Genomic DNA, 20,858 nt, shown 5'->3' with positions numbered 1-20,858 from the left:
CGGATGGCCTGTTCGTAGAGCCGCATGGCGTCGAGCGTGCGGCCTTCGATGCGGGCGATCTCGGCACCGATCAAGGCAGCGCGGTTCTCGAAGTTCTCCGGGCAGTTTTCGGCCCAGACCTGCAATTGTTTGTGATGGGCAGCGAGAGCTTCGACATGCTGCCGGCTTTGGCCAGCCGTGGCAGAGCCGCAGAACGCAGCATGGGACAACGCACTGTAGAAGTAATACTCAGCCACTTCAAAGAAAGATGGAGATGTCCAAAGCAGCCGTTGCGCCCTTGATGAAGCGTCAATGGCGGCGGCATAGTCGCCGGCAAAGAAGCGCGCCTGCAGCTTTCTGATCCAGTACCAGCACTCGGGGAGGGCCAAGCGCGAGTCACTCGCCAAATGGCGTTCGAAACCAAGCTCATTAAATTGCTCACTATCAAAGGTGCCGAACTTCGGCGTCAATCCGCGAAGCGTTCGGACAAGCCCAAGTTGGGCCTTGATAATGTCGATGACGAGACCAAACCGCGCCTTCTTCGCAAACGCAAAACCATGTTCTGCTTCGAGTTCGACCTCGGCGAGCGGGTCACCCGCCGCGAGAAGATTCGTGTTCAGGTTGTTGCAGGTATAAGCCGCAAAAGTGAGATCGCCTATCTTGTTCGCAGCATCGAAAGCGCGACGCACCAAATCGCGGCCGGTCTTGACGTGCCTCGTCCATGGCATGACGAGATTTCCGAAGGACATATAGGTACGCGCCTGAAAGCGTTGCAATCCACGCTTTTCCACCAGGTCATAGCCGAGTTGGCCGAAGCGGAAGCCGGCCTCATAGTTACCGAAGTGCGGTCCAGCAATCATGCCAAGCCAGACGTAGGCGAAGCATGATCCATCGCTGTTGCCATGCTCGAGACTGAGATTGACCATCCGGCAGATGACGAGTGAAACCAGATTATCATCGGTGAACAGTGCCGGCGTCACGACCTCGGTCAGAACATCGAGAGTGGCTAGTGCGTCTGCGTCATTCATCAAAGGCCCGTCGATAAGGCCCTCTATCGACCGGCTTCCGAGCTGCGACCAGATTCGATCGTACTCGCGACGCACTTCCTCCCTCGTCGGATGCGGTAACCATTGGGTGCCGACCCGTTGGAGGTATTCAAGACAGACCTCCACGCCGCTGTCGCTCTGGTCCAAAGTCGTGTAAAGCGTCAGGCGCAAACGTGCGACGGCGGCGATATCATGCACGTCTCTGGAAAGCCGTGCCAGCATCGAAAGCCGAGTGTTCGCCGCTGCCAAATCAGCCGTCAGCAATTCGCACTCGGCCATGTGGAATTGGACAGCAAAGAAGAGCGGGTAGTTGCGTTTCCGGCTCGCCTCGGACAGCAGCATCTCGCCGACCGCAAGATACTTCAATGCCGAGGTGTAGGCTGTCGCCGCCTTGGCGCGCTTGCCCGCAATCAGGTTGAGCTCAGCCAGTTGCTCACGTTCATCCTGCGAAGTCATCAAAGGCGCGCCTCGGTTAAGCTGATTGACGATCTCGAAGATCGCCTCCTCACGCTGCTCGGGAGGCGTATGCGCTGCCAGTTGCCTGCCGATCCGCAGATGGGCCTCGGCTCGTAAGCCTTCCGGGATCAGCGAGTAAGCCGCCTCCTGTACCCGGTCATGGATGAACCTATAGAAACCTTCCTGTTGCTTAACCAGTTCGGCGCGGACGGCCGCCCATAGATCCGAATGAACCTGCGCCTCCGCGGTGCCAGAAACCAGGGACAGCGTCTTGATGGCCGCGACGTTTCCGAGACAAGCGAGTTGTTGCATCGCTCCCTGTGTTTCAGGGGGCAGGCGGTTCAACTTGCCCACCATGAGGTCCGCAACGTTATCGGTGTATCCCCTGGCGCGTATGCGTTCGATGTCCCACGACCAGCGCGCCGGCTTGTGATCGAAGGTGAGCAGTCCCTCGTCGGCGAGAGCGGAAACGAACTGGATGGCGAAAAATGGATTGCCGGCCGTCTTGTCGTGCACCAGCCGCGCAAGGGGGAGAGCCCCCTCCGGCGCGCCGCAAATGGCATCCGCGATCAGTTGCGCTAAATCTCTCTGGCGAAGAGGCGCAAGCGCAATGTCATGGACGATGGCTCCGGCTTGCCGAATAGCCTTGAGCTTGCGCCGCAGCGGATGCGTGGTTTCGACTTCATTACTCCGATAAGCACCAATCAGCAGCAGATGCTGCACATCCGGCTGCGCCAGCAGATGTTCGACGAGATCCAGCGTGGCTGCATCCAGCCATTGCAAATCGTCGAGGAACAGCGCGAGCGGATGCTCGGGCCGGGCGAATACGCCGATAAAACGCTGGAATACCAGCTGGAAGCGGCCTTGGGCGTCCTGGGGTGGAAGATCAGGTATCGGGGGCTGCTCTCCAATGATGAGTCGCAACTCGGGGACGACATCGATCATGAGCTGTCCGTTCGGACCCAACGCCTCCAGAAAAGCATCGCGCCAGCCGGCCAACTCAGCTTCGCTTTCTCCCAAAAGCGGATGGATGAGGCTCTGAAACGCCTGCGCCAACGTCGAATAAGGGATGTCGCGTTTATACTGGTCGAACTTGCCCGCGGCGAATAGGCCACGCGGCGGTACCAAGCTGCTGTGCAGTTCATGGACGACGGAAGACTTGCCAATGCCGGAATAGCCGGAGATTAGTACCAGCTCCGGAGCGCCGCCCTTGACGACACGGTCGAAGGCGGCGAGTAGCGTCGCGACCTCGCGCTCGCGACCGTAGAGCCTTTCGGGGATCAGGAGCCGGTCCGGCGTGTCGTACTGGCGTAACGGAAAGGCGTCGACCCTCCCCTGAGCTTCCCACTGCGTCAGGCAGTGTCGAAGATCCTGCTCGACCCCGGCGGCAGTCTGGTAGCGCTCCTCGGCCGTTTTGGCGAGCAGCTTCACGACGATCGCTGAGACCATGGTGGGTACCGTCTTGCACCGCTCAGCGGGCGGGACCGGCGTCCTGGCGATATGGCAGTGTACCCATTCCATCGGATCGGAGGCCGTGAAGGGCAGATTGCCCGTAAGCATCCGGTAGAAGGTGACGCCGAGTGAGTAGAGGTCGCTTCGGGAGTCGATAGACCGGTTCATTCGTCCGGTCTGCTCGGGCGAGATGTAAGCCAGGGTTCCGCTGATGGACTCGGGAGGTTTCGGCGCCTGCTCCTCGCGGCGCAGGCGCGAGGCGATGCCGAAGCCAGTCAGCCGCACCTTTCCGCCCGCGCCTGCGATCAGGATGTTCGTCGGCTTGATGTCCTTGTGAACGAGACCTTGCTGGTGGACCTGGCAGACGGCCGCGGCGATATTGACGGCCAGGCGCAGGAACTCTCCCATCTCCATGGGAGCACCGAGCAGCCGGTCGAGGGGCTCGCTGCCGGGGTCCTCGATCACCAGCACGGCCCGACCGTGTTCACGCACGAGCTCCAGCGGCCGCGCCGCCCATGCGCTGTCCAGTTCGTCCTTCAATCCATATTCGTGAGCGAGACGATCGAGACTGGCGGGCGTCGGATGCTCCGCGGCGGGCAGCACCGCCAGCACGGGCTTACGTGCCCCGTCAGGGTCGAGATGCCATCCCCGGCAGAAGACGCGTTCGCCGTCTTCCCATAGAAGCTGGAAACTGCCGTCATCTTCAGTGCCGAACCGAAAAGTTGGGGTCATCTGCAGGACTTTCACCGCCAGGCCCAGCTCTCCTGGCAAACTGGCCGCAACATTCGTCTCCAGTTCGTCCACCCAAGTTGGCCAGAGCCGGGATGTTAGCACATCACCGCCCTTTTTCCTTTAAGTCGCCGTGAAAAATTATGATGGGTGAAGGGTTTGCAGGGCAGCCCAGTTGCCGATTTTGTCTGGATGGAACCTGCGCTTTTGCCTCGATGAAGTGCATTTCGGCGGCTTCGGTCTTTCATGGGCTCCTCCGAAGCAGCGCTCTGGAGCCGGCGTGCTGTGGGCGCATAGGGACAGAATTGCGGAGGTTGACAGTTCCGCGGTTCGAAACTGGCGCAAGGCGGGAGCCGTGATCATCGACCGCACGAACACTGCGGCGATGCGTGGCGGAAGCGGCAAGGGCTTTCTTTTGGGGCGTTGCCCGCTGCCGCTTCACAAGCCAGGACCGCTGCGCTCAAAGCTCGCGCAGGGCGTTGAACTGGTCGACATAGCCCGATCCGTCGATCCGTACCGCGACAACGGTCGTCTTGCCGGTCTTAAGGGCGATCTTGAGGGCGTCCTGAAGACCGTTTTCCGTGTCGACGGTCACGCCGTCCGCGCCGAAGCCCTGGGCGAGCTTTTCCCAGTCGCATCCGCCCACCGAAATGCCGTATTTTGGGATCTTTTTGATCTCCTGCTTGACCCGGATGAGGCCGATCTCCTGGTCGTCGAGCACGACGACGATGATCGGCAGGTTTTCGCGCACGGACGTCTGCAGTTCGGCAATCGCCATGAGGAAGCCGCCGTCGCCGGTGAACGCGACCACCGGCCTGTCCGGATAGGCAAGTCGGGCGCCGAGCGCTCCCGGCACGGCATATCCCATCGAGCCGAGGCCGTTGGAAGTCAGGAATTCGCGCGGGCCGTAGGGTTGCCATTTCTGGACGATCAGCAGACGGCTTGCGCCGGCGTCGCAGGTTGCGATCGTGTCACGGGGCAGGACCGCCCGGGCGACTTCCATGGCACGCTGCGGCGACAAACCCTTGCTCGGCGTGTTCAGGGCGAGGCCGGCCCGTCGATCGCTAGATAACGGCGAAGAGTCAGACAGTAGAGCATGTAACTATCTGCAAGCGAGCCCGAAAGCTCCGCCGTCGCCGCCATCTCTGGCGGTGGTTCTTGATCGCGGAGTTGCGTCGATAATTATGTTTCCGCTCCAAATCCGGGGGGGCGATAGGCGGCGGTGTTTGGCTCAAACAATTCAATCACATTTCCGGAGGGGTCCTCCAGCAAGATCTGCTTCCCGCCGACGCCCTGGATAATTTCGTTGCGAAAGCGACAGCCCGCCGATTTCAGATGTTCGACGAGCTCATCCAGGTTCTCGACAGTGAGATGAATGCGATTCCAGCCGCCCGGCGCTTGTTGCTCTCCTGACGGCATGGAAGCGCCACCACCCCGTGGGCTTGGCTGGCTAAGATAGAGGTGCATGTCGTCGCGTGAAATTTCTGCGAACGGCGGGGCAGGATGCATCTCGAGCTTGAAGCCGAGATGTTTGGTGTAGAAATCGATTGCGGCCTCGACGTTGTCGACGATGTACCGGAAGCATGCGGCCATGATCTGCACCTCCGCTATTGTCGCGTTCAGGTTACGCCTCTGCCAGCGAACCGCAAGCCTTAGCCGCAGGCTCAAAGGGAACCGCGGGGGCCGACGCCTGGGCATCCGCGTCCGCTCTCAGATGGACAAGCTATAGAAGCGCTTGCGACAGGCCGGACGTCGCTCGGAAAGCCTTGAAGGCGGCGAGTGCGCGTAGCGAGCGGCCATCGTCGATCGCGGCGAGATCGAGAATCACGGCATTTGCAATCGTCATGGGCACGACGAGTGATTGAGACTCCCCGGCTTCGCCGCGCGAAACCGAAATCTGACGATAAGGCGCGGGATCGATGCGCGCGCCGCGCAAGTCTGTCAGCGCCAGCGTTTTCGTGCCTCGCCGGGCGGCAATTTCCCGGACCTGGTGAATGAGCGGCGACGCTCTGCGGAAGGCGAGCAGCCACAGCACGTCGTCCGCCGAAAGCGCCGTCAGCGCCTCGGGAAATTGATGCATCTGGCTGCCGACGTCGACGGCGTCATATCCGGAGCGGTTGAGCCGCAGCGCGATAAGCGAGGATAGGGCCGCGGAATGGCCGCGCCCGAACACGTAAACCCGGCGGCAATCGCGCAGGCTTTCCGAGAATGCACGAATGTCGGTGTCGGAGACGCTGTTGCGGACCTGTTGAAGCGCCGCGATCTCGCTGTCGAGCACCGAAGCTAAAACCCCGCCTTCCTCCGCCCGGACGAGGCGGGCTGCCATGCGGGCTGCCGGACTTTCAAAGTCGCCTCCTCCTTCCATGAGATTGGCCTGAAGGAAGCTTCTGAATTCGGGATAGCCCTTGAACCCGAGTCGTCGCGCTAGGCGCACGGCTGAGGCCGGGTGCACGCCCGCGCGGAAGGAAACCGCCTTGCCGTTCTCCATCGCTGCACGCAGCGGATCTTGCATCAGCACATCCAGGAGACGTGTATCTGCCTCCGTGAGCCTTGCTGAATTGCGGCTGATGAGATCGACGAGAAGTTGCGGAATTTCGTTCTGCGTGCCCATCGATTCCCTGCCGATTGTTGCCGCTAAGGCTTTAGCGCCCCGCTGCCGCTATTTCAATTCGCCGGTCTTGGGGCGCAAGATCGACGCGGCTCCCGTTCTGGTTATCGAAAAACACCGCCCGGTTCAGGTTGTAGGTCACCCAGAGGTCGCTGGCATTGCGCGGCACATCCTCACGTGCGCTTGTCAGCGTGAGGCGGCCGGCCGGGCTGTCACAATGCAGGATGATGTCGGAGCCGGTCATTTCCGACAGCATAATCCGCACGGGAAGGGCGGGTTCATGCGGCTTTTCGGCCCGAATGGACATCGATTCAGGCCGCAAGCCGATGGCCAGTCCTTGTCTGCCCTGCCAGCCGGGCAATTGTTCGACAGGAATGAAATTCATGGCGGGAACACCGAGAAAACCGGCGACGAACCGATTTTGCGGCTGGTCGTAGATTGCTTCCGGGGTGTCGAACTGCAGCAGATCGCCGTCTTTCATGACGGCGATCCGGTCGGCAAGAGACAGCGCCTCGGTTTGGTCATGGGTGACGTAGACGATCGTGGCGCCGAGCTGCCGGTGCAGTTCCTTGATCTCCGTGCGCATGGCGACGCGCAGCGCGTTGTCGAGGTTCGACAGCGGCTCATCCATCAGGAAGGTCGAGCTGTTCCGCGCCATGGCTCGCCCCATTGCCACGCGTTGGCGCTGGCCGCCGGAAAGCGCTCCCGGCTTGCGGTCGAGATAGGATTCGAGCTGCAAGGTCTTCGCCACGCTTTCGGCGCGCGCGTTGCGCTCAGCCTTCGGCATGCCACGCAACTCCAGGCCAAAGGCAATGTTCTGGCGCACCGTCATGTGCGGATAGAGGGCGTAGTTCTGGAAGATCATCGCGATGTCGCGATCCTGGGGAGCAAGATCGTTGGCCCGTCTGCCGCCGATCTCGATATCGCCCTGTTCGCAGCGCTCGAGGCCGGCAATCAGCCGCAGCAGGGTGGATTTGCCGCAGCCGGAGGGGCCGACGATGACGATGAATTCGCCGGGCCTGATATCCATCGAGACGCCGTGCAGGATTTCAGGACCGCCGGGATAGGACTTGCGGATGTCGCGCAGGATGATTCCGCTCATCGATTGTCTTCTCCCCGTTGGCGGCCACGCAGGGTGATCGCAAGGCTCGGCCGGTCCGTTGTGAAGACTTTCACGCCAAGGGCCAGCACCTTTTCGATCTGTTCGGTGGTATGCGCGGCCCAGCAGCCAAAATCGAGACCCGCCCCGCGGACCATCGCCATCAGAGCCGCATCGGCCGTATCCACATGCACGCCGATTTCCGGAATGTTGTGGGTACGCGCCACCTCGATCACGGCGGCCGGTCCGAGTTGGCGCAGCACCGGCGGGCTGACGAGCCAGAGTATCGGCCGGTCGCTCGCCGCGGCGAGCGCATCCAGAGAGTCGACCAGGAAAGAGGAGAAGGTCGTCCTTTCCAGCATGCCGTGACGCGCGAGCAGTTCGACTACATGCGGCACGAAATCGGGGTAAGGCCGGCCATCGATGCCGGGCTTGATCTCGCAGCGGAAGTCGACCTTGCTGTCGGCGTAGATGGCGCAGAGTTCCGACAGCGATATCGGGTGGCCGCCGGCACCGTAGTTGATGACCGCAGCGCGGACCTCGGCCTCGCTCATCGCAGCAATCGCGCCGCTGCGGTCGGTGGTACCGTCGAGCGTGGCGTCGTGATGCACCATGATCGCGCCGTCGGCTGTCGGGTGAACATCGAATTCCACTTCTTCCAGCGCCATTTTCGCCGTGGCGCCGAAGCCCTGCGGCGTGCTGTCGCCGAATTCCAGAGTGCCGCCGCGATGTGAAGCGATGCGTGTCATATGCTTGTCCCTTTTCATGAATTACTTGACCGCGCCCATCGTGATGCCGCGTACGAGATGGCGCTCGACCAGCAAGAAGCCGAGGAGCACGGGCAGGATCGTGATCGTCGAGGCAGCCATCACGAGCGGCCAGTCGACCAGCCCTTCGCCGGAATTGATGTGGTAAAGCCGGGCGAGACCGATCTGCAGTGTGTAAAGGTCGTCCTTGCCGACAGCGACCAGCGGCCAGATGTAGTTGTTCCATTCGGTGATGAAGATGTAGAGACCCATCGAGAAGATCGCCGGCCGCGCGATCGGCACGATCACCCGCCAGAGCACCTGCAAGGGCGTTGCCCCATCCATATAAGCGGCCTCGTCCAGCGCCTTCGGGATGCCCTTGATGTATTGACGCAGGAAAAAGGCGGCAAAGCCGTTCGATATCGCCGGCAGGATGAGACCGGCATAAGTATCGAGCAGGCCGGCCTTTGCCAGCGTCAGGTAGTTGGGGATCAGGCTGATGTGGCTCGGGATCATTAGCGTTGCGACGGTCGCGCCAAACAGCAGGTTGCCGCCGCGGAACCGGTAGCGTGCGAAAGCGAAGGCGGCCATGGTCGCGACCGTGATGCCGAGCAGCGTCACGAGACCCGAGACGATGATGCTGTTCAGAAGATAGCGGGCGAAATTATATTCCGCGATCGCGCGGACATAGTTGTCGAGCGTGAATTCGTAGTTGCCGGTATAATAGGCCTGCGCGGTCTCGAAGGACATCCAGATGGAGTAAAGCACGGGCGACAGGAAGAGGAGCCCGGCAAGGAGCGCCAGGCCCGTCACGATTGGGCTTTCAAGCTTCATAATGCACCCTCCGGCCGATAACGACGGACTTGATCAGTGCCAGCACGATCAGGAAGATGAAGAGCAGGACCGCAAGCGCCGAGCCCCTGCCGATATCGAAGAGGGTGAAACCCACGCGGTAGAGGAGGTTGACGAGCATGTCGGTTGCGCCAGCCGGGCCGCCATGGGTCATGATGTCGACGATGGTGAAGACCTGGAAGGCCTCGATCACCGAAATCACCAGCAGGAAGTAGGTGGTCGGCATGACGAGCGGCACGGTCACCCGCCGGAAGACGTGGAAGCGCCGGCCGCCATCGACGGCGGCGGCATCGTAGAGCTCCTGCGGCACCGCCTGCAGGCCGGCGACATAGATGACGATGTCGTAGCCGAGCTGCTTCCAGGTATTGACGACGATCAGCACCCATAGGGCGAGGTGTGGATCCTGCAGCCACTGCACCTTGCCGAGGCCGAGTGAGGTGAGGGCGGCGTTCACCATGCCGTAATCGGTCGCGAAGAGCCAGGAGAAGACGACGGCGATCGAGACGGTGGAGGTGACCGACGGAAGGAACAGGGCCCCGCGCAACAACCGCACCGGCAATGTTTCGCGGACGAGATAGCTTGCGATCATAAGTGCCAGCCCGAGCCTGATAGGCACGGAAATCAGCGCGAAGAGTGCCGTGACCTTCAGCGAGTTCCAGAAGTCGCGGGAATCCAGCAGCAGGCGGTAGTTCTCGAAGCCGACGAAAGGCATGGTCGGGGAGAGGAAATCCCAGTGGCGGAAGCTGAGGTTCACGCTCGTGATCACCGGGACATAGGTGAAGACCGTGATGAAGATTATCAACGGTGCGACGAGCAGATAGGGTGTGAGGGTGCGGATCATGGGACCAGATCGGTTGCGACGACGGGCCGTCCAAGGCCCGCCGTCTTGCCGGGAGAGGCTTAGTTGCTGGAACGCTTGGCTTCCTCGCGGGTCTGCGCGGCGAAGTCCTTCATCGTTTCCGTGACGTCGCGCTGGCCTAGTGCCATTGCTTCCCACATCTTGTACTCGGTCGAGCGCATCCAGGTGACGACCGGCGGACGGGCGCGGCCATGAGCAAAATCGAGCTGCTTGACGGCAACGTCGATACCCGGCTGGGTGGCAAGCGCTTGAGCGGCAACCGGCTGCGCTGCGCTCTTCTTGTTGATCGGCAGGTAGCCGGTGGCGGCGAACCAGATGGCATTGGCTTCCGGCGAAGCGGCGTAGCTGATGAACTTGTAGGCGGCGTCCTGGACCTCCTTCGGGGAGGACGACAGGATGCCGATGCCGGCGCCGCCGATCGGAACGGAGCAGACCTTGTTGCAGGGCATTGGGCGGACTTCGAGCTTGTCGCCGAGCGCCTTCTTCGCGCCGCCGTAATCGCCGGTCGAGTTCAGCAACATGCCGACCTTGCCGGCATAGAAAGCGTCACGGCCGACATCTTCGTCGGTAACGCCATCAGGAGAGGCGACCTTCTGCTCGTGGACCAGCGAAGCCATCCACTGATAGGCCTCGATCGTGTTAGGAGAGTCGAGAAGGATGTCATTGGTCTTGGAGTCGATCAGCTCGCTGTCGTTAGACATCACGAGGCCCCAGCGGGCGAACTGGCCCGGAGCGGCGATGCCGGTGATGCCTTCGGAGCCGAGCTTTTCGGTGATCGTCTTGGAAACGGCGAGGATATCGTCGAAGGTCTTGAGCGGCGGCTCCTGGGTAAAGCCGGCGCGGTCGAGGATATCCTTGTTGTAGTACAGGACGGGCGTCGAGGAGTTGAACGGCACAATGTAGTTCTTGCCATTATAGACGCCGACTTCGCGGGCGTAGTCATATAGGTCGCCCTTCAGCGGGTCTGCGTCGAAATAGGGCGTGAGGTCGGTCAGTGCGCCGCGGTCGGCGAAGAGCCCGTAGCGGGTGACTTCCATGATCACGGCATCGGGGGCGCGGTTGGCCGGAATGGCCGCCTGCAGCTTGGCAACGATATCGTTGTAATCGCCGACATATTCGGTTTCGACATGGATATCGGGATTGGCCGCTTCGAAATTGGTAATGATCTTGTTCAGCGCCTCGCCGGAGGATTTGCTGAAGCTGTGCCAAAACTTGACCGTCGTCTCGGCATGAGCCGAGCCGCCCATGGCAAAAAGGGAAAGGACGCTCGCCGCGACCGCACGTTGCAATTTCCGTGACATTAATCTCTCCTTTGCAAAAAAAATTGCATTCGTTTCCGCGACGTTTAGCGAGAGGTCGAGACAGTTTCTTGAAGGCTGTGCGAAGTTTTGATGACGCGGAGTGCGTCCAACATATCGAGCGGTCCGGAATTAAGGCCGCGGCCGGGGATCGATGAGGCTTGTCTGGCGCAATACGGCCGGAATCATGGAGGATGGCATCGGCTCAGGCGGCTTCCGATTCAGGAATATCGACGAGCAGCTTTTGTACGGCGTGGGTGGTGCCCCACCGTCCGTGGTCCTGCTGCTCTCGAAATATCCTCCTTGGCGCCGCCGGCGGAATAACTTTGGCGATGTCAGCGCCGGGCGGTTTCCCGGTAAGGAGCATGCATTCCAGGGCAGGGGCCAGGGCAGCCGATCAGGCCGCTATCCCTGCCGCAAACATCGGACCGCCCTTATGGGCCGGAAAGCCGTATCCGTTGATCATCACGAGATCGATGTCGCTTGCGCGTATTGCAATGCCTTCCGCTAGAAGAGCCTGGCCCTCGTCGGCCATCGCCCTCAGAAGCCTTGTCATAATCTCGTCCGCTGTGAGCGAACGTGGCTTGATTCCTTTCCTCGTCCGCTCTGCCACGACGAGGGCGGTTACGTCAGGATCGACTGTCCGTTTTCCATCGGGATAGGCATACCAGCCGCGGCCACACTTCTGTCCGAAGCGTCCGGCCTCGCAGAGGCGGTCGGCGATATCGACATAGCGGGTGGCCGGATCACGGGTGGCGGCCTGGCGCTTGCGCCGCGCCCAGGCGATCTCCAGCCCCGCCATGTCGTAGACGGCAAAGAGACCCATTGGGAACCCATAGGCTTCCATCGCCTGGTCGATCTCGTGCGGCAAGGCGCCGTCCTCAACCATGAATTCTGCCTCGCGCCGATAGGCGGAAAAGACCCGGTTGCCGATAAAGCCTTCCGTTACGCCGCAGACGATGGCGAGCTTTCCGAGACGTTTTGCAAAGGCCATCGCCGTCACAAGGACCTCGCTCTCGGTGCGTGCGCAATTGATCACTTCGACCAGTCGCATGATGTTTGCGGGCGAGAAGAAATGCAGCCCGACGACACGCTCGGGATGGCGCGTCGCGGCGGCGATGGCGTCAGGATCGAGATAGCTCGTGTTTGTGGCGAGGATCGCGTCGGTCCGCACGACGTCGTCGAGACGGCGGAAAAGGTCGGTCTTGACGTCGAAATCATCGAACACCGCCTCGATGACGAGATCGGCATCCCGAAGCGCGTCGAGGTCCGAAGCGACGGTAAGCCGGCGCAGCCGCTCCTCCCGGCCAGCGGCGTCGAGCCGACCGGTTTGTACCGCCTTGTCAAGAAGCCCCGCTATGCGCTCGTGCCCCTTGGCGGCGCCTTCCTCACTCTGTTCCACGCCAATGACCTGGTAGCCGGCATTCAGCGCCGAGACGGCGATACCGGAACCCATCAGCCCAGTGCCGACCACGCCGACGCATCGAATGTCTCGCGGCGTAACCTTTTCCAGCCCCTCGACTTTTCCGGCGGCCCGCTCGGCAAAGAAGACGTGCCGTAGCGCTGCCGCCTCCTGTGAATCACGCAGGCGAAGGAACGTCCTCCGCTCTTCGGCAAGACCGTCCGCGAATGGCAGCGTCATGGCGGCCTTCACTAGCCGCAAGGCCTCGACGGGTGCGGCCTGACCGCGCGCCTTGGCAAGAATTTTCGCACAAGCAGCATCGATGTCGGCATCGCTGATCGTCTTGATAACAAGCGCACCGGTTCTGCGAAGCTCGCCGCCTGCCATGGCGTCAACGAGGGCGCTCGCGTCTGCAACCAGAGCCTCGGCAGCGATGCGGTCGATCAAGCCGATGCCGAGCGCTTCGCTCGCCTTCAGCGAACGACCGGTACCGATCATCTCGACAGCGGCGACAAAGCCAACGAGCCGCGGCAGGCGTTGCGTGCCGCCGGCACCTGGGACAATGCCGAGCTTGACCTCTGGCAGGCCGAAGCTCGCGGCGGACGCGGCAACACGACCATGGCAGGCTAGCGTCAGCTCGCAGCCGCCCCCGAGCGCGGCGCCGTTGACCGCCGCCACCACTGGCTTGCCGAACTGCTCGATGCGCAGATAGACATCCGGCAGAAACGGAGCTTCGGGGGGCTTGCCGAATTCCTTGATATCGGCCCCGCCGATGAACACCTTGCCGGTGCCGGAAATGACGATGCCGCGAACGGCGTCCTCAGCCGCCGCATAATCCAGCGCCGCCATCAGACCGGAGCGGACGCTGGGAGATGTCGCGTTGACCGGCGGATTGTCGATCAGCACCAGCAGAACGCCATCCCTCATCGTCGCCGAGATGGTGTCAGAGAAGATCAGCGTGCCCATGGCAAGATCCTATTCCGGGATGATGGCAGTAGCCTGGATCTCGACCTTGGCGCGATCCTCGACGAGCGCGACCACTTGGACGGCGGCCATGGCTGGGAAATGCCTGCCGATCGTTTCCCGATAAGCCTGACCGATACCCTTCAGGTTGCCGAGATACTCCGCCTTGTCGGTGAAGTACCAGGTCATCGAAGTGATATGCTGCGGCTTGGCGCCGCCCTCGGCGAGCACGGCTACGACGTTCTTCAGTGTCTGGCGCACCTGCTCGACGAAGTCGTCCGTTTCGAACTCGCAGCGCTCGTTCCAGCCGATCTGCCCGCCGACGAAAACCATGCGGCCCGTCGCTGCCATGCCGTTGGCGTATCCAATCGGCTTCACCCAGCCTTCAGGCTGCAGGATCGTGTGCATCAGTCGTCTCCAGATGATGTGTCAATGCGGCGCGGATGTCGACCGGCCATGCGAGTGATTGGTGGGTATCGAGCGAAGTGGCGACGACGCGCTGGCGCGCGGTCCAAAGCACTCTGCCGTTTGCTGATATCGTATGCTCGAGATCGAGCGAGGAGCGGCCGATACCGCGAACCGCAACGTCGAATTCGAGTTTATCGCCCTGGAAGCCAGGATATGAGAAGGTCGCGTCCAGCCGCACGGTGGGGACACCGATCCGGCGGTCCTCGATCAGGGTCTTCCAGGGAAAGCCGAGCGATGCGAAGTAGTCCTCCAGAACACCGACGAGGATGTTGAGGTAGGATGGGAAATAGGCGATCCCCGAGGGATCGCAGTCTCCGAAGCGCAGCGGCTTTGTCGTTCGAAACCCCACAGCTTGCCTCAATTCGCGAATGCGGCGATGCCGGTAATGGCGCGGCCGAGAATGAGAGCGTGGATGTCGTGGGTGCCCTCGTAGGTGTTGACCACTTCGAGGTTGACGAGGTGGCGGGCAACGCCGAACTCGTCGGAGATGCCGTTGCCGCCGAGCATGTCGCGGGCGGCGCGGGCGATCTCGAGCGCCTTGCCGCAGGAGTTGCGCTTGAGGATCGAGGTCAGCTCCACCGGTGGATGGCCTTCTTCCTTCATGCGGCCGAGCCTCAGGCAGCCCTGCAGGCCGAGCGTAATCTCGGTTGCCATGTCGGCAAGCTTCTTCTGGATCAGCTGGTTGGCGGCCAGCGGCCGGTTGAACTGCTTGCGGTCGAGCACATATTGCCGCGCCGTCGCATAGCATGCTTCGGCCGCCCCCAGCGCCCCCCAGGCAATGCCGAAGCGGGCAGAGTTGAGGCAGGTGAACGGGCCCTTGAGGCCGCTGACGTTGGGCAGCAGGTTCTCTTCCGGCACGAAAACATTATCCATCACCACTTCGCCGGTGATTGAGGCGCGCAGCCCCACCTTGCCGTGGATGGCGGGGGCCGACAGTCCCTTCCAGCCCTTTTCCAGGATGAAGCCGCGGATCACGCCGTCCTCGGTCTTGGCCCAGACGACGAAGACGTCGGCGATCGGCGCGTTGGAAATCCAGGTCTTGACGCCGGTGAGGCTGTAGCCGCCGTCGGCCTTCCGTGCCCGCGTCGCCATCGAGCCCGGATCGGAGCCGTGGTCCGGCTCGGTGAGGCCGAAGCAGCCGATCCATTCGCCGGTGGCGAGCTTGGGCAGGTATTTCTGCTTCTGCGCCTCCGAACCGAAGGCGTCAATCGGCACCATGACGAGGGAGGATTGCACGCTCATCATCGAGCGGTAGCCGCTATCGACGCGCTCCACTTCGCGGGCGATCAGGCCGTAGGCGACATAGCCGAGACCCGCGCCGCCATATTCCGGGTCAATCGTCGGGCCGAGCAACCCGAGCTCGCCCATTTCGCGGAAGATATCAGGGTCGGTCTTCTCGTGGCGGAAGGCTTCGAGAACACGGGGTGCGAGCTTTTCCTGCGCATAGGCGTGTGCCGTATTCTGCACCATGCGCTCCTCGTCGGTCAGCTGCTCGACCAGCCGGAACGGGTCGGCCCAGTCGAAGATCTCGCGGGTATTAGACATCAATAGCTCCCATTATTTGGCTTTCAGGAGTTCGCGCGCGATGATGAGTTTCTGCACCTCAGTCGCGCCCTCATAAATGCGCAGCGCGCGTATCTCCCGGTAGAGTTTCTCGGTGATTTCGCCCGACCGCACGCCGCGACCGCCGAACAGCTGGACGGCACGGTCGATGACAACCTGTGCCGTTTCCGTCGCGGTCATCTTTGCCATGGCCGCTTCCTGCGTTGTCGGCAATTGCTGGACGTCCCGCCGCCATGCCGCCCTGTAGGTTAGCAGCGCCGCCGCATCGATCCCCGTCGCCATGTCGCCGAGGGCCGCCTGTGTCAGCTGGAGATCGGCCAATTTTGCACCGAACATCGGTCGCGCCCTTGCATGCGCAAGCGCCTCGTCAAGGGCACGCCGGGCAAAGCCCAAGGCGGCGGCTGCGACCGAAGCCCGGAAGATATCAAGGGTACGCATGGCGATCTTGAAGCCTTCGCCCGGATTGCCAAGCCGCCGCGATGCGGGGATGCGGCAGTTCTCGAAGCAGATCGTTGCCAGCGGATGCGGCGCAATCACGTCGATGCGTTCGGCGATCGAGAAGCCGGGGTCATCGGCAAAGACGACGAAGGCTGAAATGCCGCGCGTGCCCGGCGCCTCGCCTGTTCGAGCGAAGACGGTATAGACATCGGCGATACCACCGTTGGAGATCCAGGTCTTTTCGCCGTCGAGAATGTAATGGTCGCCGTCTGCGCGAGCCGCGCAGGCCATGGCCGCGACATCCGATCCGGCGTCTTTTTCAGACAGTGCAAAGGCAGCGAGCCATTCGCCGCTGCGCACTTTCGGCATGACGGCGGCGCGAAGCGCGGCCGAGCCGCTGAGGCCGATCGCACCGGTCCCGAGCCCCTGCATCGCAAAGGCGAAGTCGGCCAGCCCGTCGTGCCAGGCAAGGGTTTCGCGCGTCAGGCATACCAGCCGAGAATCGATCAACGGCTCGGTCTCGGAAACGCCCGTTGCTACGCTCAGGACCCCTGCATCGCCCAATGCCCGGGCGAGCTTGCGGCATGCGGCATCGACATCGGCGTGATCGATCGCCGGCATCACATCCGACCCAGCGAATGCGTCCAGCCGGGCTAGGAATTCGCGATGCCTGCCTTCGAAGAAAGGCCAGTCGAGATGATCCCGGGATGGACCGGTCAATGTCGCGGCGGTGCTCATCGCCTAGTTTCCCTGGAACTCTGGCTTGCGCTTGGCGGCGAAGGCTTCAAAGGCGCGGCGAAAATCCTGCGTCGCCATGCAGATGGCCTGTGCCTGCGCCTCGGACTCGATCATCTCGTCGATGCCCATGGCCCATTCCTGGTTCAGCATGGTCTTGGTCATGCCATGAGCAAACCACGGGCCATCGGCCAGCGAGAGGGCGAGTTTGTGCGCCTCGCCGTCCAGATCGCTGCTCTGATGAAGCGCATTGTAGAAGCCCCAGGCGTTGCCTTCGGCGGCCGTCATGGAGCGGCCGGTGTACAGCAATTCGGCGGCGCGTCCCTGGCCGATGATACGCGGGAGAATCCCGCAGGCGCCCATGTCTGCCCCCGCAAGCCCCACGCGCGTGAAGAGGAACGCGGTCTTGGCTTCAGGGGTCGCTAGCCTGAGATCGGATGCCATGGCGAGAATTGCGCCAGCCCCGGCGCAGATGCCGTCGACCGCGGCGACGATCGGCTGCGGGCATTTCCGCATCGCCTTGACGAGATCGCCTGTCATGCGCGTGAAGGCAAGGAGTTCAGGCATTGCCATGCGCGTCAGCGGCTCGATGATCTCGAACACGTCACCGCCAGATGAGAAATTGCCGCCGGCCCCGGAAAGCACGATCGCCCGCACGTCCGACGCATAGGCGAGATCGCGGAACAGGTCGCGCAACTCGGCATAGCTGTCGAAGGTCAGCGGATTTTTTCGCTCGGGCCGATTCAGCGTAATCGTCGCAACGCGGCCGTTCTCACTCACCTCCCAGAGGAAATACCGGGCCTGATAATCCTTGAAGGAGCGCAGATGTCCCTGCATCGTCATGTCCTTGTCGTTCATCCCGCCAAAACCTCCCCGCCGGCCACCGCAATGGCCTGCCCGTTGATCGATGCGCTGCCGGGTGCCGCCAGCCATAGCACTGCATCCGCAACCTCTTCGGGCTTGACGAGCCTGCCTTGCGGATTGGATTTCGTGAATTCAGCGAGCGCCTGTTCGGCGCTGCGTCCCGTCTTTGCGACGATCGTCTCGATCGATCGCGCGATGATCGGCGTGTCGGTGAAGCCCGGGCAGACCGCATTGACGGTAATCCCGGTCCTTGCCAGTTCCAGCGCCAGCGACCGGGTCAAGCCAACGACGCCGTGCTTGGCCGCGACATAAGCGGAGACATATCCGTATCCTGTCAGCCCCGCGGTCGAAGCGATATTGATGATGCGCGCACCAGTGCCCCGCGCCTTGAGATCCGGCAGAACTGCTTGGGTCACGAGGAAGACGCCGGTCAGATCGACGGCGAGAACCTGGTTCCACATGTCGAGGCTGGTCTTTTCGAAGGCTGCGCTCGGTGCTTCGCCGGCATTGTTGACCAAGATGTCGACAGGGCCGAATGTTGTCCGCGCGCTCGCCAAACCTTTCGCGATCGCTTCTGCACTTGTCACATCGAAAGCATCGACGAGATGAACGCCCTTGGTCCCGATCTCTTCGGCGAGAGCCTGCAGCGGCTCGCGCCTTCGACCGGCGAGCGTCACACGTGCCCCCTCCAAAACCAGGGCACGGGCGATCTCCGCTCCGATACCGGAACCGGCGCCGGTGACGAGGGCATGACGGCCCGAAAGTTTTCCGGAAGTGGTCATCATGCCTTGCCTATTTGCCGGGCGCTGCGGTTGCGGCGCGGGCGAGGTTGGCCTCGTATTGATACTTGCCGGACTGATATTGCTTCGGCCACGGTATCGCGGTCAGGCCGATCTTCGCCGCTTCATGCAACGACCATGCGGGGTCGGCAAGATGCGGGCGGGCAACGGCGCACAGGTCGGCGCGACCGGCGGCGATGATGGAGTTGGCGTGATCGGCCTCCGAGATTGCGCCGACGGCGATCGTCGGGATGCCGATCTCATTGCGAATCTTGTCGGAGAACGGGGTCTGGAAGAGGCGGCCGTAGACCGGCTGCTCTTCCTTGGACACCTGACCCGACGAACAATCGATCAGATCGGCGCCCGCATCCTTGAACATCTGCGCGAAGATCGCCGCATCCTCCGGCGTGTTGCCGCCGTCCGTCCAGTCATGACAGGAAAGGCGCACCGACATCGGCTTGTCCTCGGGCCAGACGAGGCGCATTGCGCGAAAGACCTCCAGCGGGTAGCGAGCGCGATTTTCGTGGCTGCCGCCATACTCGTCGTCGCGCAGGTTGGTGACCGGCGAGAGGAAGCTCGACAACAGATAGCCGTGGGCGCAATGCAGCTCGAGCCAGTCGGCGCCCGTCGTAGCCGCGAGTTCCGCCGCACGGACATGATCTGCCTTGACGCGATCCATATCGGCGCGATCCATCGCCTTCGGGACTTGGCTGTTCTTGAGATAAGGCACGGCGGAGGCCGAGATCAGCGGCCAGCCGCCGTCGCTGACGGGCTGGTCGATGCCGTCCCAGGCAAGCTTGGTCGAACCCTTGCGACCGGCGTGGCCGATCTGGATTCCGACCTTGGCGGGGCTGTTGGTGTGTATGAAATCGACCAGCCGGCACCATTGCGCGGCCTGCTCTTCGTTCCAGAGGCCGAGGCAACCGGGCGTGATGCGGGCGTCGGGTGAGACGCAGGTCATTTCCGCGAACACCAGGCCGGCACCGCCTAGCGCCCGAGAGCCGAGATGGACGATATGAAAGTCGTTCAGCAACCCATCCTGTGCCGAGTACATGGCCATCGGCGAGACAACGATGCGATTGACCAGCGTGGTTCCTCGCAGCTGATAGGGCGTGAACATGGGCGGCAGGCACCTGTCATTTCCGACAGCGATGCCCGATTTCTTCGCAAACCAGCGCTCGTAGCCTTCGAGCCAGGTCTTGTCGCGGAGGCGCAGGTTCTCGTGGCTGATGCGCTGCGAGCGGGTCAGCATGGAATACATGAACTGCTCCGGCTCAAGCGTATCGGCGTAGCGGCGCCCCACGACCTCGAACCACTCCATGGCGTTGCGCGCCGCATTCTGGATGCGCGCCACGTCGACGCGGCGGATCTCCTCGTAGGTTTCGAGGACCGCCGGGATCTGCTCGTTGCTGTGACCGTGAATCTGGAACTGTCTCGTCAGCTCGATCGCGTCGTCGATCGCAAGCTTGGTGCCGGAGCCGATAGCGAAATGCGCGGTATGGGCCGCATCGCCCATCAGCACGACATGCGAGTTGCCGTTGAAATGGCTCCACTTGTCGCAGATCAGGCGGTTGAAGTTCAGCCAGGCAGAGCCCCGCAGATGGCGCGAATTCGTCATTAGCGAAGCGCCTTCCAGCACCTCGGAGAACAGGTTCTCGCAAAACGCGATGGAGCTGTCCTGATCCATCTTGTCGAGACCGTGCGCCAGATAGGCCTCTTCGGTCGTCTCGATGATGAAGGTCGAGGTCTTGTCGTCGAACTTGTAGATATGCGCCTGGAACCAGCCGTGGTCCGTCTTGCGGAAGTCGAAGGTGAAGGCGTCGTAGAGCTTGTCGGTGCCGAGCCAGATGTAGCGGTTCGGCCGCGTGATCATGTCGGGCTGGAACACTTCCGGATAGTGATTGCGGACTTTCGAATTCAGCCCGTCGGAACCGATCACCAGATCGGCATCCGGGAAGTCGAGATCGGAGCTGACGTCGGTTTCGAAGATCAGCTCGACGCCGAGTTCCTCGCAGCGCTTCTGGAGGATGTTGAGCAGCTTCTTGCGGCCGATGCCGACGAAGCCGTGGCCCGACGTGCGCTGGCGGGTGTTCTTGAACCAGACCTCGATATCGTCCCAGTGATTGAAGGCGTCCTGGATTTCAGCCGCGCTTTCCGGATCCCATTCCTGCATCGCAGCCATGGTCGCATCGGAGAAGACGACGCCCCAGCCGAAGGTGTCGTAGGGGCGGTTGCGCTCGACGACGCGGATGGAATGCTCCGGATGAAGCTTCTTCATCAAAAGCCCGAAATAGAGCCCCGCGGGGCCTCCCCCGATACAGACGATGCGCATCTTCATTCCTTCCCACTCACGCCGTGTCGTGTGAGTTATTTGAAGTTTAAAATATATCGACGCAGAGCGAGGCGTCAAGCTTTAAATCCACGAAGTTCCTGCAGGCTGTGGGCTCGTGCCTACTGTTGCAGGGCAAGAGACATCCGCGTCGCTGCTGATTGCCGCCACCCACCGCCGCTCGAATCCCTGA

General features: G+C 62.0%; 17 protein-coding genes. All 17 read right to left on the bottom strand.

Translation table 11 applies throughout. The annotated features are described in order from the left end of the window. Positions 1-3,665: ATP-binding protein (locus tag ACPYOJ_RS15245; protein WP_481417008.1), on the bottom strand; the 3,665-nt coding region annotated here is incomplete at its 3' end. 457 nt (positions 3,666-4,122) lie between these two features. Then, complete coding sequence (locus ACPYOJ_RS15240; RefSeq protein WP_481417004.1) at positions 4,123-4,665, bottom strand: thiamine pyrophosphate-dependent enzyme; 543 nt, start codon at positions 4,663-4,665, stop codon at positions 4,123-4,125. 179 nt (positions 4,666-4,844) lie between these two features. Continuing rightward, positions 4,845-5,255, bottom strand: coding sequence for a VOC family protein (locus tag ACPYOJ_RS15235; RefSeq protein ID WP_481417007.1), 411 nt, complete (start codon positions 5,253-5,255; stop codon positions 4,845-4,847). Positions 5,256-5,385: 130 nt separating this feature from the next. Beyond that, positions 5,386-6,273 (bottom strand): MurR/RpiR family transcriptional regulator, encoded by an 888-nt coding sequence (locus ACPYOJ_RS15230; protein WP_481417003.1) that lies wholly within the window; start codon positions 6,271-6,273, stop codon positions 5,386-5,388. Positions 6,274-6,304: 31 nt separating this feature from the next. Continuing rightward, positions 6,305-7,372: an ABC transporter ATP-binding protein gene (locus tag ACPYOJ_RS15225; RefSeq protein ID WP_481417002.1), complete on the bottom strand. Its 1,068-nt coding sequence runs from the start codon at positions 7,370-7,372 to the stop codon at positions 6,305-6,307. Further along, entirely contained in the window at positions 7,369-8,118 is a 750-nt protein-coding gene (locus tag ACPYOJ_RS15220) for a glycerophosphodiester phosphodiesterase family protein (RefSeq protein WP_481417001.1), read from the bottom strand. The genes ACPYOJ_RS15225 and ACPYOJ_RS15220 overlap by 4 nt, the downstream gene beginning before the upstream one ends. A 21-nt stretch (positions 8,119-8,139) precedes the next feature. Further along, positions 8,140-8,949 (bottom strand): carbohydrate ABC transporter permease, encoded by an 810-nt coding sequence (locus ACPYOJ_RS15215; RefSeq protein ID WP_481417000.1) that lies wholly within the window; start codon positions 8,947-8,949, stop codon positions 8,140-8,142. Next, positions 8,939-9,808 (bottom strand): carbohydrate ABC transporter permease, encoded by an 870-nt coding sequence (locus ACPYOJ_RS15210; protein ID WP_481416999.1) that lies wholly within the window; start codon positions 9,806-9,808, stop codon positions 8,939-8,941. The genes ACPYOJ_RS15215 and ACPYOJ_RS15210 overlap by 11 nt, the downstream gene beginning before the upstream one ends. Positions 9,809-9,867: 59 nt before the next feature. Then, positions 9,868-11,127 carry an ABC transporter substrate-binding protein gene (locus ACPYOJ_RS15205; RefSeq protein ID WP_481416998.1) on the bottom strand — a complete coding sequence of 420 codons (1,260 nt, stop codon included), beginning with the start codon at positions 11,125-11,127 and terminating at the stop codon, positions 9,868-9,870. A gap of 394 nt (positions 11,128-11,521) precedes the next feature. Continuing rightward, on the bottom strand, positions 11,522-13,492 hold the full coding sequence (locus ACPYOJ_RS15200; protein WP_481416997.1) for a 3-hydroxyacyl-CoA dehydrogenase NAD-binding domain-containing protein: 1,971 nt from the start codon (positions 13,490-13,492) through the stop codon (positions 11,522-11,524). Between the two features lie 9 nt (positions 13,493-13,501). Beyond that, positions 13,502-13,897 (bottom strand): RidA family protein, encoded by a 396-nt coding sequence (locus ACPYOJ_RS15195; protein WP_481416996.1) that lies wholly within the window; start codon positions 13,895-13,897, stop codon positions 13,502-13,504. Beyond that, positions 13,875-14,306 carry an acyl-CoA thioesterase gene (locus ACPYOJ_RS15190; protein ID WP_481416995.1) on the bottom strand — a complete coding sequence of 144 codons (432 nt, stop codon included), beginning with the start codon at positions 14,304-14,306 and terminating at the stop codon, positions 13,875-13,877. The genes ACPYOJ_RS15195 and ACPYOJ_RS15190 overlap by 23 nt, the downstream gene beginning before the upstream one ends. A gap of 8 nt (positions 14,307-14,314) precedes the next feature. Next, complete coding sequence (locus ACPYOJ_RS15185; protein WP_481416994.1) at positions 14,315-15,502, bottom strand: acyl-CoA dehydrogenase; 1,188 nt, start codon at positions 15,500-15,502, stop codon at positions 14,315-14,317. 12 nt (positions 15,503-15,514) lie between these two features. Then, a complete protein-coding gene (locus ACPYOJ_RS15180; protein ID WP_481416993.1) occupies positions 15,515-16,696 on the bottom strand; it encodes an acyl-CoA dehydrogenase family protein in 1,182 nt (393 codons plus the stop codon). 3 nt (positions 16,697-16,699) lie between these two features. After that, complete coding sequence (locus tag ACPYOJ_RS15175) at positions 16,700-17,551, bottom strand: enoyl-CoA hydratase family protein (RefSeq protein ID WP_481416992.1); 852 nt, start codon at positions 17,549-17,551, stop codon at positions 16,700-16,702. After that, entirely contained in the window at positions 17,548-18,342 is a 795-nt protein-coding gene (locus ACPYOJ_RS15170; RefSeq protein ID WP_481416991.1) for an SDR family NAD(P)-dependent oxidoreductase, read from the bottom strand. Before ACPYOJ_RS15170 ends, ACPYOJ_RS15175 begins: the two co-directional genes overlap by 4 nt. 7 nt (positions 18,343-18,349) lie before the next feature. Continuing rightward, positions 18,350-20,668: a bifunctional salicylyl-CoA 5-hydroxylase/oxidoreductase gene (locus ACPYOJ_RS15165; RefSeq protein ID WP_481416990.1), complete on the bottom strand. Its 2,319-nt coding sequence runs from the start codon at positions 20,666-20,668 to the stop codon at positions 18,350-18,352. Between the last annotated feature and the right edge of the window lie 190 nt (positions 20,669-20,858).

Source organism: Rhizobium sp. SVR5-9E (genome assembly GCF_056755095.1).
The sequence above is the reverse complement of the archived record's forward strand: the minus strand, read 5'-3'. Positions and strand labels throughout refer to the sequence as shown.